We start from the raw sequence: 12,306 nt of genomic DNA, 5'->3' as shown, positions 1-12,306 counted from the left end.
GCGCCGCCGCCCGCTGCACTAGTCCTTCTGCCCGCCGTCTTGCTAGCGCCATCCCTGGCAGCAAACGTCGGCCGTTACGGGCTTCCTGCCCTTCACTTCAGAAGGACTAGTGCAGCGTGCGACGTCGCCCCGGAGGTCCGTTGCACACCGGATCGAGATCAAGAGCGAGAGCACGCGTGACCGCGATGGTCCGGGCCATGTCCCTGCGCTCAGCCGATGCGTAATTTTGTTCCCTGGAAGTCGATGAATCATCAAGTCGCGCGTTCGGTAAGTGCGCCTGATGCAATCGCTTCTGCCCTTGCTCTTGCCCTTGCTGTTGCCTTTGCTCTTGCCTTTGCTCTTGCTCGCGTGGCGGTGTGCGACGGAGCTCCGAGGCGACGTCGCACGCACAGAGGGTTCTTTGGCAGTGGAGGCAGGAGGCCGGAACGGCCGACATAGGTGGTCAGGACGACGCTTCCTAGTCGGGCCAAAGAACCCTCTGTGTGGGCGGCGGCGCTGCCGTGAAGCCACGGCGTAAGGCCGTTCGTGCGCCCGGCGCACGCGGGGGGGGCGGGCAAAAAAATGGCAGGGCCGCCTGTCCCGAAAACAGTCGATCGCCCTGCCCAAGGTCGTCAACGCCAGGGGGCTGTTGAACGTAAATCCACCGGCACGCCATCGACGAGGTGAGGTCGTGCCGGCCGCGTGGAAGGCACTGGACCACCGACCCGGGGTCGCCGGCAAGGGGAGGGGGTCCGGACCCCCGGTGTTGGCGTGCTTGACCTGCTCATTCGCACTAACAGGTCCGGAGCGGGTGGCTGATTCCATTGGAAAACGGTTCGGGTTAGCAGCGATTCAGGACAACATTTGGCAAGCGGGGCTTACTTGGGTCGTTTTCACTGACATCGGAGGGTCGGGTGCGCGGCGCAATCAAGCGCTTGAAGTTGCCCATTGGCTCGGGCGCCCACACAATACAGTTGTCCTCAGGAGCCCCGATGAGCATTCCCAGCGAAGCCTCACCCCCGACCGTCAACCTCCGCCAACTCTGTGCCCAGTTCGCCAAGCCCCAATTGGGCAAGGCGGTCTGGCAACTGATCAACACCCTGCCGCTGTTCGCCGCGATCTGGGCCCTGATGGCCTGGAGCATCCACGCCCAGTGGCATTACGCGTTCACCCTGCTGCTGGCCCTGCCCGCGGCCGGCCTGTACGTGCGCACCTTCATCATCCAGCACGACTGCGGCCACGGCAGCTTCTTCGCCAGCGCACGCGCCAACAACATCGTCGGCGGCGTGCTGGGGCTTATCACGCTGTTCCCCTACGGTTACTGGAAGAAGACCCACGCGGTGCACCACGGCACCTCGGGCAACCTCGACCGCCGCGAGATGGGCGACATCGACACGCTCACCGTCGCCGAGTACCAGGCGCTGCCCGCGTTCAAGCGCTTCTGCTACCGCTTCTACCGCAGCACGCCGGTGCTGCTGGGCATCGGCCCGGCCTACCAGTTCGTCATCAAGCATCGCTTCCCCTTCGACCTGCCGTTCACCTGGAAGAAGGAATGGGCCAGCGTGCTCGTCAACAACCTGATGCTGCTGCTGGTCGGCGGCCTGATGGGCTGGGCGATCGGCTGGAAGACCGTGCTGATGGTGCACCTGCCGATCGTGCTGATCGCGGGCGCCCTCGGCGTGTGGCTGTTCTACGTCCAGCACACCTTCGAGAAGGCCTACTGGAAGCGCGGCCACGAGTGGGACTCGAACGAGGCCGCCATCAACGGCAGCTCCTACTTCGACCTGCCGCGGGTGCTGCACTGGTTCACCGGCAACATCGGCTACCACCACATCCACCACCTGGCCAGCCGCATCCCGAACTACCGCCTGCGCGAAGCCTTCCTGTCGCATCCGCTGCTGCAGGCCGGCCCGCGGGTCACGCTCTGGAGCAGCTTCAAGTCGGCCAAGCTCAAGCTCTGGGACGAGGAGCTGAACCGGATGGTCGGCTTCCCCAAGCGCCGGCGCGCCAGCGCCTGACCGAACAAGGCCGGGCCGCAAGCCCGGCCTCGGGCGCACACCGAGGCCCCTCGCTTCCGCGGTGGTGACGCCGCCGGGATACGTCAGTCGGCGCGGCCGGCTTCGGCGCTGATGCGCTGCTGGGCCCGGCCCAGCGAGAGGCCCGTCCAGGCCCAGGCCAGGGCCAGCAGGGCGCCGACCACGTAAACCGTGGCCGGATTGCCCGCCAGGGCATCGATGCCCGTCTTCACCCAGCCGCTCAACGCATCGGCGCCGCGGTAGACCGCGGTGTCGATGACGTTCTTGGCCTTGTACTTGGCCTCCGGCGCGACCACGGTGAACAGCATCTCGCGGCCCGGGCGCGCCAGCGCATAGCCGCCGGCCCGCCGGAACACCATCACCGCGGCGAACACCGCGAAGGTCGGCGCCAGCGCCAGCCAAACGAAGCCCAGCGCCATCACCACCGGCACCGCGGCCAGCAGCACCACCACCCCCAGCCGCTGCGCGATGCGCGCGGTGAAGAAGAGCTGGGCCAGGATGGTCAGCGACTGCACCGTGATGTCGAGGATGCTGAAGACGCGGGTCTGGTCCTTGGCGTCGGGGAAGTTGAGTTCGACCAGCCGTGCCTGCTCGAAATAGAGGAAGGTGGTGACGCTGGCCAGCAGCACCACGAAGGTGGCGATGCCCAGCAGGAAGGGCGAGCGCAGCAGCGTGCCGATGCCCGCGAACGGGTTGCCGCCAAGCGGGGAGTGCCGCGTCGGCGCTTCGCCGGCGCGCAGCGGCTGCCGGTCGCGCCAGCGCTGCAGGCCGAAGGCGCAGGCCGCCGACGCCATCAGGAAGGCGGCCGAGACCAGCATCAGGCCGGCGAAGCCCAGCGGTCCGACCAGCGCCACGCTCAGCACCGGCCCGGCCAGGCCGCCGGCGCTCATGCCCGCCGCCATCAGCGCGAACACGCGCTTGGCCTGCGCCATCGAGAACAGGTCGGCCAGCACGCTCCAGGCCACCGAGATCGAGATCAGGTTGAACACCGACAGCCAGATGTAGAACGTGCGGCCGGCCCAGGGGTTCGCGGGGTCGACCATGAACACCGCCGCGAACGCGACCAGGTTCAGCGCGAAGAAGCCGTAGGTCCACAGCTGGATGCGCCGTCGCGCCGCCCGCGCCGCGACCCAGCCAAACAGCGGGATCGCCAGCAGCATCGCCACGAAGGTGCCCGTGAACAGCCACTGCAGGTTGTCGACACCGCCGGCGATGCCCATCGTTTCGCGCACCGGCCGCAACAGGGCGTAGCCGGTGAAGAGCAGGAAGAACATCGCGATGCCGGCGAACACCGCCGGCGCCTCGCCCGGCTCGAGCTTGAACAGCCGGGCCAGCCGGCGCGCCAGCGACCCGGCGGCCATCAGGCGAACATCGCCACGAGTTCGGCCTGTTGCGCCGCATCCAGCAGCGGTCCGACGCCGCCCAGCAGGTTGTCGTCCTGGCGGTGCGGCTTGCCGGTGGCCGGGATCACCACGGTGACCGCCTCGTGGCTGATCGCGAACTTCAGGAACATCTGCGCCCACGAGGTGACGCCGGCCTCGGCGGCCCAGCCCGGCAGCGCCTGGCCGGCGACCCGCGCGAACAGGCGGCCGTCGTCGAAGGCGCGGTTGACCATCACCGCGGTGCCGCTGTCGCGCGCCACCGGCAGCACGCGCCGGGCGGCGTTGGGGGCGCTGACGGAGTAGTTGATCTGGACGAAGTCGGGCTTCTCGGCGGCGACGATGTCGGCGAGTGCATCGTGCTGCTCGTCGCGGAAGTGGGTGAGGCCGACGTATTTCACCTTGCCCTGGGCCTTGAGCTCGCGCGCCAGCGCCAGCTGGGTCTTCCAGTCGCGTAGGTTGTGCACGGCCAGCAGCTCGAAGCGGTCGGTGCGCAGCCGGCGCAGCGAGTCGGCGAACTGGGCCTCGCCGGCGGCGCGGTCGTCGGCCGCCAGCTTGGTGGCCAGCCAGATCCGGTCGCGCAGGCCGAGCTCGGCCATCAGGTCGCCCAGCACGTCCTCGGCGTTGGAATAGTTCGGCGAGGTGTCGATCACCGAGGCGCCGCCGGCGACGAAGCGCCGCAGGACTTCCTTGAGCGGCTCGCGGCCGGCGGGGTCCACTTCGAAGCTGCCCGAGGTGCCCATGCCGATCACCGGCAGGGCTTCCCCGGTGGACGGGATCGCGCGTCGCCGCAGGGTCCGCGGCGCCGGCGGCGACTGAGCCCAGGCGGGCAGGGTCGGCAGGGCGGCGGCGGTGGCGGCGACCGCGGCGGCGGCCAGGAAGGAGCGGCGGCTGGTCATGGCGGGCCTTCGGGTGGCGGGTGGTGGCGCGAGGGTGCTCCAGCCTGCGTGAACTTTCCGTTCAGCGCCCCTGCCGAGCGTCAGGGGGGCGGTGGCTCAGGCCGGACCGCCCGGCGGGTCGTCGCGGAAGCTGCGCGGCGCGAGCTGGCGGGTGAAACGGAACACGCCTTCGCGCACCACCCGCGTCAGCCGGAGATCGATCACGGTGGTCTCGTTCGGTCGCACCAGGTCGAGCAGGCTGGCGGTGTCGGCGCCCAGCTCGGCCAGCCAGTGTTCGACCCACTGTTCGTCCTGGCGCGGCAGCAGGCGCAGGCCGTAGGGCGGGCGCGGCACGCGCTCGGCGCGCACCAGGCGGTCGCCTTCGCGCACCTCGGGACAGCCGGCCAGGGCCGCGTGGTTGAGGTAGAAGCACAGGTTGCCGGGCGCGCGCCGGTTGCCCTGGCGGTCGGTCAGGAAGCCCTCGGGCAGTTGGTTCGGATCCGCCGACGGACCGGCGGTGAGCAGCAGGTTCATTTCGGGGACGCGCGCGCCGCTGTCATCGAGCAGCCGGAACAGCACCATCGCGTGCGGGTCGTGCACGTAGCGACGGTCGGGCAGCACCGGCACCTTTTCCACTTCGATGCGGCGGTCGATGGCCTGGTGGCGGGCGTTCTCCTGTTCGAAGGCGTCGCACAGCGCGCCGTAGCCGCGTGCGTCGCGCACGCCCAGGCAGCGCAGGATCGCATCCACCGTCGGGTGTGGCCGGGCGTCGGCGCCGACGCTGGCCATGATCCCCATGCGCTCGCCGCTGTGCGACACGCCGGGCACGATCTTGAAGGCCGTGCGCGGCGCGCGCTGCATCGACACCCTGGCCAGGGTGCGCAGTCGCTTGCGCGCCGCCGGCAGCGATTCCCCCGGGACCAGCGCCGGCTGCGCCAGCACCAGGTGGCTGGCGTTGAGGTTGGCCGCCGCCAGCCGCACCACGCCGTCGCTGCCGGTTTCGCCGGTGTAGGCATTGACGTGGTCGTAGAGCTTGCGGTCGATGGCGTCGCCGCTGAGCACGAACGGGAACACCGGCCGCGCCCGCGCCGGCAGGTCCAGCGCGGGATAGTCGTTGATCCAGCGCAGGTTGAGCGCCACCGACTCCGGGCTGGCCAGCTCCAGCCAGTCCAGCACGCCCTGGCCGGGCTCGACGCCGCCGAACCAGGCCTTCATCGCACCCAGCCGGCTCTTGCCGAGCTGGGCCAGCGCCGAACCGAAGTTGGCCGGCGCCAGCATCACCAGGTGGCTCATCGGGCAGTCGTCCAGGCGCCCGGTGCGGACGTAGTGGCGGTCCAGCCATTCGCGCACCACGGGCCCGCCGGTGCTGTGGGTGATGCAGGCGAATCGGCGGCCCCGGCCGGCCTCGGCCAGCACCGGCGCCAGCGCGGCTTCGAAGGCGCGCGCGACGTCGTCGATCCTCACCTCGTTACGGAAGCTGACGTACTGGCCCAGGTGGACGTGGGCGACGTCGATGCCCGGGCCGCCTTCACGCGCGGCCTCGGCCTTGAGCCGGGCCGGCAGGCCGCCGTAGGTGGCCGTGCGGGTGACGCTCCAGCCGTGGACGAAGACGAGCAGGGGCTTGGCCATGGTGGGGGGTGGCGGGGGGCTGGCGACATGCTAGCTTAGCCGGGCAACACACGTGACAGGGGTCGTACCCATGGTGCTGGAAGAGCGGCGGATGCTGGTGGGTCTGCTGGAGAAGGGGATGTTCGTCAGTCGCCTGGATCGCGACTGGGTCGGTACGCCCTTTCCATTCCAGGGCTTCTACATCGCGTCCGACAAGGAGATCGAGCTGCTGGGGCATTACTGCACCAGCGTCTTCATCGACGTGGTCAAGAGCAGCGTGCCGGCCGACCGGCTGAACGTGCTGCCGTTCAACCGCTCGGTGTTCCCGCCGCGCACTACCGAATACCGCAACACCGTCGAGCTGCAGGACGAGGTGCCGCGCGCGCGCGAGGCGCATGCCAGCGCGCGCAAGCTGGCGGAGCGGCTCGAGGCCGACGTGCGCAGCAGCCGCCGGCTGGTCGCCAGCGACATCCATGACGCCGTCGTGCCGATGGTGGAAAGCCTGATCCGCAACGTCGACGCCTTCTTCTGGCTGATGGCGCTGCTGCGCCGCGACGATTACGCCTACAGCCACGCCGTCCACTGCAGTGCGCTGGCGGCGGCGTTCGGCCGGCACCTGGCGCTGCCGCGCGACGTGCTGGTGGACCTGGCCACGGGCGGCATGCTGCTCGACATCGGCAAGGCAGCCTTGCCCGAGGAACTGTTCAAGCACCCGGGGCCGCTGTCGCCCGAGGCGGTCGTGGCCATGCGCAGCCACGTCGCCGAAGGGCTGCGGGTCTTCGACGACTCCGGGCTGCAGGGCGCCTGGGCGCGCGAGATCCTCGCCGGGCACCACGAACGCCACGACGGCAGCGGCTACCCGAACGGCCTCAAGGGCGACCAGATCCCGCTGGCGGCGCGCATGGGCGGCATCATCGACACCTACGACGCCATCTGCAGCGACCGGCCGCACGCCAAGGGGGCTTCCCGGCACGTGGCCCTGCAGGCGGTGTACCGCGCCAGCGACAAGCTCTACCAGGGCGAGGTGGTCGAACAGTTCCTGCAGTGCCTGTGCGTGTATCCCACGGGCTCGCTGGTCGAGCTCAGTTCGGGCGAGGTCGGCATCGTCATGGCGCAGAACCAGGCGCGCCGGCTGCGGCCGCGGGTGATGCTGCTGCTCGACGCCGACAAGCGCGCCTACAAACCCTTCCGCGACATCGACCTGATGGCGGTCGAGCGCGACGCCGGCGGCCGCACCGCGGTGCGCATCACCACCTCGCTCGAGCCCGGCGCCTACGGCCTCGATCCGGCGGCCCTGTTCCTGGCATGAACGCGCCCCTGTCCCTCCGCGGCGCGGCGCTGCTGGCCCACCTGCAGCCGCACGTGCGCGGCAGCCTGCGCAAGGGCGAGCCGATGGCCCTGCTGCGCATGAGCCTGCTCGGCTCGCGCGCCTTCAACATCCAGCACGGCCCGGCGATCGCCGAGGAACTGGCCGGCCGCATGCAGGCCCAGGCGCAGGCGGCACTGCGGCCGGGCGACGAGGTGATCGCGCTGGGTGCCAGCGACTTCGCCGTGTTCCTGCCCACCGTCAACGACGGCAACCACGCCCTGCTGGCGGCGGCCCGGCTGCTGCGCCAGTTCGAGGAAGCCCTGGAGCTCGACGGCCGGCCGGTGGTGACGCCGATCGCCGTCGGCGTGGCGGTGACGCCCGACCACGGCGACGACGCCGAATCCCTTTGCCGCAGCGCCGAGGCCGCACTGGCCCTGGCCGAATCCTCGGCCGACCACATGGCCCTGGCCCCGCCGCGCGACGCCACCCCGCTGATTTCGCCCGCCGACCTGCGCGAGGCGCTGCAGGGCGGCCAGCTGGAGGTGCACTTCCAGCCGATCTGGGACCTGCGCGCGGCGCGCATCACCGGCGCCGAGGCGCTGGCGCGCTGGACCCATCCGCGGCTGGGCCCGATCAGCCCGGCGCAGTTCGTGGCCATGGCCGAAACCAGCGGCATGATCGCCGAGCTCACCCGCTGGAGCGTCAACGCCAGCCTCCAGCACGCGGTGGAGGCGCGCAAGGCCGGGCTGCGGCTGCCGGTGTCGATCAACCTGTCGGCGGTCGCGTTCGCCGAACGCGGCCTGGTCGAGCACTTGCTCGACGCGCTGAAGCTGTGGGGCGTGCCGCCGCGCGACCTGGTGATCGAAGTCACCGAGACGGCCATCATCGCCGACCTCGACAAGGGCGCGCACATCCTCGACCGGCTCTCGGCGGAGGGCGTGCGGGTGTCGATCGACGACTTCGGCGTTGGCAACTCGTCCTTCGCCTACCTGCGGGAATTCCCGGCCACCGAGCTCAAGATCGACCGCTCGTTCGTCACCGGCATGATCCAGAACAAGCGTTCCGAGCAGCTGGCCAAGGCCATGATCGACTTCGCCCACCACCTGGGCATGCAGGTCGTCGCCGAGGGCGTTGAGGACAAGGCCACGCTGGGCAAGCTGGCCGAGCTGGACTGCGACTACGCCCAGGGCTACGTGCTGGGCCACGCCAAGCCGGCCGCCCAGTTCGTCGCGATGATGATCGCCACCCGCTGAGCGCGGGTCAGGCGCCGGAGGCCTCGCCTTCGGGCTCCGGCGCCGACGGCGCGGGCGCCGGCAGCCGCCGCGGCACGCCCTGGGCGTCGAGCAGGCGCTCGATGCGCGCGAACACCTCGGCCCGCGCGAACGGCTTCTTCATGAAGTCGTCGGCGCCGATCCGGTGCACGTAGAACTGCTCGGTCGCCTGCTCGTTGCCGCTGATCATGATGACCGGGATGTCGCGCGTGGTCGGGTCCCGGCGCAGTTGGCGCAGGGCGGCAAAGCCGTCCATGCCGGGCAGCACGATGTCCAGGAAGACCAGCTCGGGCGCCTGGGTGCGCGCGATCTCGAGGCCGGTCTCGGCGTCGCTGGCCTCGAGCACGGTGTAGTCGTTCTGGCGCAGCATCCGGCCCAGCAGGGCGACGATGGTCGCGGAGTCGTCGACCACCAGCATGCGGGTCCCGGCGCGGGCATTCATGCGCGGCTTGCCGCGGCGCTCGGCGCCCTTGGGGCCGGTCTCGGCGGGCGCGGCCGGCGCCGCCGGGGCGAGCGGGGTGTCGTCGGCAATCAGGGGCTCGCTGGAGGCCTTCGGGCTCACCGGCCGCGAATCCCATCCGAACATCAGCTTGATCTTTTCGTAAATGGACACCGTGCGCTCCCCCACGCCGAACAGGCGCTAGTGTCCCCTCGCCGCGCGCCGCTGGCAATCGCGGCCCGGGCGGACTGGACATCGGCCGGCGCAGCGCGCACCCTGCCGGCCCCGACGCTGCCCCCAGGAACGCCCCGTGGCCCCGAAGTCGACCGTCTACAAGGCCCAGCTGCAGGTCAGCGACATGGACCGGCACTACTACGCCAGCCACGACCTGGTCCTGGCCCAGCACCCGTCCGAAACCGACGAGCGGCTGATGCTGCGCCTGCTCGCCTTCGCCCTGTTCGCCGACGAGCGTCTCGAGTTCGGCCGCGGCCTGAGCACCGAGGACGAGCCCGATCTGTGGCGCAAGGACCTCACCGGCCAGGTCGAGCAGTGGATCGAGCTGGGCCAGCCGGACGAATCGCGCGTGCGCAAGGCCTGCGGCCGCGCCGGCGAGGTGGTGGTGCTCACCTACGGCGGCCGCGGCGCCGACCTGTGGTGGGAGAAGAACGAAGCGGCGCTGGCCCGCTGCCGCAACCTCACCGTGCTCGACGTGTCGCCCGAGGACGCCAAGGCCCTTGCCGGCCGGCTCAGGCGCGGCATGGACCTGCAGGCGATGGTGCAGGACGGCGTGCTGCAGCTGGTCGACGGCGATGTGACGCTCGAGATCTCGCCGCGCCTGCGGCGTGGCCCGGGCTAGCCGGCCGCGCGCGCTAGTCGATGGTCTTCGATTCCGCCGTGCCCAGCGGCATCGGGTCGGCGCGGTGCGGCGGCCGGCGCACCAGCAGCGGGTGCGCGAACACGCCGGCCAGGATCACCGCCACGCCGGCGTAGAACAGCCCGCCCAGCTCGCGCTGCTCGCCCAGCAGCACGATCGCCAGCACGATCGCGTACACCGGCTCCAGGTTCACCGCCAGCTGCGCCGCGAACGCGCTCAGGTGCCGCAGCGCCACCAGCGACAGCGCGAAGGGCAGCAGGGTGCAGGCCATCGCCAGCACCAGCAGCAGCACGCCGTCCTGCAGCCCGGGCAGCACCAGCGGCGAGCCGAACCAGGGCAGTAGCGGCGTCGCCAGCGCCAGGCACAGCCCGCCGGCGCCCAGTTCGACGAAGGTCACCGTGAGCGGGTCGCCGCGCTCGACGTGGCGCTTGTTCAGCGCGCCGAAGAAGGCCACCAGCAGCGCCGAGAGCGTGCCCACCACGATGCCCAGGTACATGTCCGCCGGCACGCCGCCGACCACCATCGCCACGCCGGGCACCACGGCTACGCCCAGCAGCAGTTCACGCGGCTGGAAACGCTGCCCGGTGATCCAGGGTTCGACCAGGGGCACGAACACCGTCGCCAGCGCGATGCAGGTCACCGCCACCGAGGCGTTGGCCAGCTTGATCGCGCCGTAGAAGGTGAGCCAGTGCAGGGCGACCAGGAAGCCGATGCCGGCGTAGATGGCCAGCTGCCGCGCCGGCATTGCCCGCAGCCCGCGCCAAACCCGCGGCACCAGCAGCAGCGCCGCCGTCACCAGGCCCATGCGCCAGACCACCAGCGCCATCGCGTCGAGCGTGATCGCCTTGCCCAGGATCGCGGTGAAGCCCCACAGCAGCACGCAGGCGTGCATCTGCCACTGCGCCTTCGCAACGGGCGTCATGCCTCGGCCCCGGCGGCCAGGGCGCGCTTGGCCTCGGCGGACAGCTGCTTGATGGCGTACTCGGCCTTGAGCGCGCTGGAGCGGTCGGCATGCGCGAAACGGGCCAGCAGCCGGCGCGGCGGGTGCGCGCGGGTGTAGCGCGCGCCCTTGCCGGCGGCGTGTTCGGCATAGCGCTTGTCCACGTCCACGGCGATGCCGGTGTAGATGCTGCCGTCCTGGCATTCGACCAGGTACACGAACCAGGCCACGTCAGCGCAGGCTCAGGGCGATGCGGCGCCAGTCGTCGCGGACTTCGGCGCAGTCGCCGCCGCCCATCGCGAACTCGCGGCAGACGAAGGGACGCCGGGCGTAGATGCCGCAGCACATCCGTTCGCGGTCCAGCGCGACGCACCAGCCGTCGTCGGCCTTGGCCATGATCAGGTAGCCGTCCTCGTCCTCGTCCAGGAAATGCTCGGGCGGCGTGTCGCCGGGCAGCACGCGTACGGGCAGCTGGCAGCAGCAGGCCTGGCAGTCGCTGCAGGTGATGGCGGGGTCGGTATCCACCGCGGCATTGTCCCACGCCGGCGCGGCCGGAGGACCATCGGCACTGTCCCGGCGCCGGCGCGGGCGTAGCATCCGGGCATCCCGCCGAGGACCGCCCATGCGACCGATGCCGCGCTTGCTGACGATGCTGCTCCTGATGGCCCCACTGGCCGCCGCCGCGGACTGTCCGCCGGGTGGCTGGGACCGCGATGCCCTCGCGGCGCTCAAGGCCGAGGGCTTCGCCGGGCTCGCGCCGGCGCGGCGCGACGCGCTGGCGATCGACCTGCTGGCCTGCCTGGGCGACCCCGACCCGACCCTGCGCGACGGCATCGCCTACGAGGCGATGGCGTCCTGGCTGCGCGCCGACCCGCCGCTTTCGCACGCCACCCGCGAGGCCCTGCTCGACGCGCTGCTGCCGCGCCTGTCGGTGCGCGACGATGCCGGCTTCGAGGCGCCGTTCGCCGCCCTGGTGCTGTCCGAAGTGGCGCGGACCGACCGCATCGCGCCCTGGCTGGCGCCGGCGCGGCGCGCCGGACTGGTGGAGGCCGCGGCGGCCTATGTCGAAGGCGTCCGGGACTACCGCGGGTTCACCGATGGCGAGGGCTGGCGCCACGGCGTCGCCCACGGCGCCGACCTGCTGATGCAGCTGGCCATGAACCCGGCGCTGGACAAGCCGCAGCTGTCGCGGCTGCTGCAGGCGGTTTCGGCCCAGGTCGCGCCGGTCGCGGCCCCTCCGTACGTGCACGGCGAATCCGAGCGCCTGGTGCGGCCGGTGTTGTTCGTGCTGCAGCGGGGTTTGCACGACGACGGCGAGTGGCGCGCCTGGATTTCGGGTCTCGTGGCGCCGGCCGCGGACGCGGCCGGGCCCTACGGCTCCGAGGCGGCGCTGGCCCGCCGCCACAACCAGCGCGGCTTCCTGCTGGCCCTTTACGTGGCGCTGGACGCCAGCGGCAGCGAAGCGCTGCAGGCGCGGGTGCCGGCGGTGCTGGACGGCCTGCGGGCGCTGCCCTAGCCGCAGGCCGCGGCGGTCAAGGCGCCGGCGTCGCGCGCACCGGCACCGGCACGTTGCACAGGTCGATGTGGCCGGCC

Annotated in this window: 12 protein-coding genes; 5 read left to right on the top strand and 7 right to left on the bottom strand. The window is 71.3% G+C overall.

The window, feature by feature from the left end:
• The first annotated feature begins 971 nt into the window (after positions 1-971).
• The gene (locus tag VFQ84_RS00260; RefSeq protein ID WP_325127993.1) at positions 972-1,997 is read left to right on the top strand and encodes a fatty acid desaturase; all 1,026 of its coding nucleotides are present in this window, start codon (positions 972-974) and stop codon (positions 1,995-1,997) included.
• Positions 1,998-2,080: 83 nt separating this feature from the next.
• Here the strand turns inward: VFQ84_RS00260 and VFQ84_RS00255 are convergent, their stop codons facing one another.
• The 3 genes from VFQ84_RS00255 to VFQ84_RS00245 all read right to left on the bottom strand — a co-directional run bounded on the left by VFQ84_RS00255 (position 2,081) and on the right by VFQ84_RS00245 (position 5,901).
• Positions 2,081-3,376 (bottom strand): NTP/NDP exchange transporter, encoded by a 1,296-nt coding sequence (locus VFQ84_RS00255; RefSeq protein ID WP_325127991.1) that lies wholly within the window; start codon positions 3,374-3,376, stop codon positions 2,081-2,083.
• Positions 3,376-4,293 (bottom strand): aldo/keto reductase, encoded by a 918-nt coding sequence (locus VFQ84_RS00250; protein ID WP_325127989.1) that lies wholly within the window; start codon positions 4,291-4,293, stop codon positions 3,376-3,378. Before VFQ84_RS00250 ends, VFQ84_RS00255 begins: the two co-directional genes overlap by 1 nt.
• Before the next feature lie 96 nt (positions 4,294-4,389).
• Complete coding sequence (locus VFQ84_RS00245) at positions 4,390-5,901, bottom strand: phospholipase (protein WP_325127986.1); 1,512 nt, start codon at positions 5,899-5,901, stop codon at positions 4,390-4,392.
• A 70-nt stretch (positions 5,902-5,971) separates the two neighbouring features.
• On the opposite strand from VFQ84_RS00245, the gene VFQ84_RS00240 reads away from it, so the two are divergent.
• Entirely contained in the window at positions 5,972-7,189 is a 1,218-nt protein-coding gene (locus tag VFQ84_RS00240) for an HD-GYP domain-containing protein (protein ID WP_325127984.1), read from the top strand.
• Positions 7,186-8,442 carry a GGDEF domain-containing phosphodiesterase gene (locus VFQ84_RS00235; protein ID WP_325127982.1) on the top strand — a complete coding sequence of 419 codons (1,257 nt, stop codon included), beginning with the start codon at positions 7,186-7,188 and terminating at the stop codon, positions 8,440-8,442. Before VFQ84_RS00240 ends, VFQ84_RS00235 begins: the two co-directional genes overlap by 4 nt.
• A 7-nt stretch (positions 8,443-8,449) precedes the next feature.
• Here the strand turns inward: VFQ84_RS00235 and VFQ84_RS00230 are convergent, their stop codons facing one another.
• Entirely contained in the window at positions 8,450-9,073 is a 624-nt protein-coding gene (locus tag VFQ84_RS00230) for a response regulator (protein ID WP_325127980.1), read from the bottom strand.
• A gap of 136 nt (positions 9,074-9,209) precedes the next feature.
• On the opposite strand from VFQ84_RS00230, the gene VFQ84_RS00225 reads away from it, so the two are divergent.
• A complete protein-coding gene (locus VFQ84_RS00225) occupies positions 9,210-9,755 on the top strand; it encodes a YaeQ family protein (RefSeq protein ID WP_325127977.1) in 546 nt (181 codons plus the stop codon).
• Positions 9,756-9,768: 13 nt separating this feature from the next.
• Here the strand turns inward: VFQ84_RS00225 and VFQ84_RS00220 are convergent, their stop codons facing one another.
• The 3 genes from VFQ84_RS00220 to VFQ84_RS00210 are packed head-to-tail and all read right to left on the bottom strand — an operon-like array spanning position 9,769 to position 11,238.
• Entirely contained in the window at positions 9,769-10,695 is a 927-nt protein-coding gene (locus VFQ84_RS00220) for a DMT family transporter (RefSeq protein ID WP_325127975.1), read from the bottom strand.
• Positions 10,692-10,943, bottom strand: coding sequence for a GIY-YIG nuclease family protein (locus tag VFQ84_RS00215; protein ID WP_325127973.1), 252 nt, complete (start codon positions 10,941-10,943; stop codon positions 10,692-10,694). The genes VFQ84_RS00220 and VFQ84_RS00215 overlap by 4 nt, the downstream gene beginning before the upstream one ends.
• A 1-nt stretch (position 10,944) precedes the next feature.
• Positions 10,945-11,238, bottom strand: a complete 294-nt coding sequence (locus VFQ84_RS00210) for a YkgJ family cysteine cluster protein (protein WP_325127972.1) — start codon at positions 11,236-11,238, stop codon at positions 10,945-10,947.
• Positions 11,239-11,335: 97 nt separating this feature from the next.
• Here VFQ84_RS00210 and VFQ84_RS00205 point away from each other — a divergent pair, with 97 nt between their 5' ends.
• Positions 11,336-12,229 carry a DUF2785 domain-containing protein gene (locus tag VFQ84_RS00205; protein WP_325127970.1) on the top strand — a complete coding sequence of 298 codons (894 nt, stop codon included), beginning with the start codon at positions 11,336-11,338 and terminating at the stop codon, positions 12,227-12,229.
• Positions 12,230-12,306: the final 77 nt, after the last annotated feature.

The organism is Arenimonas sp., assembly GCF_035721105.1.
Lineage (GTDB): Bacteria > Pseudomonadota > Gammaproteobacteria > Xanthomonadales > Xanthomonadaceae > Arenimonas.
This window is presented reverse-complemented; position numbering and strand designations above follow the sequence as displayed.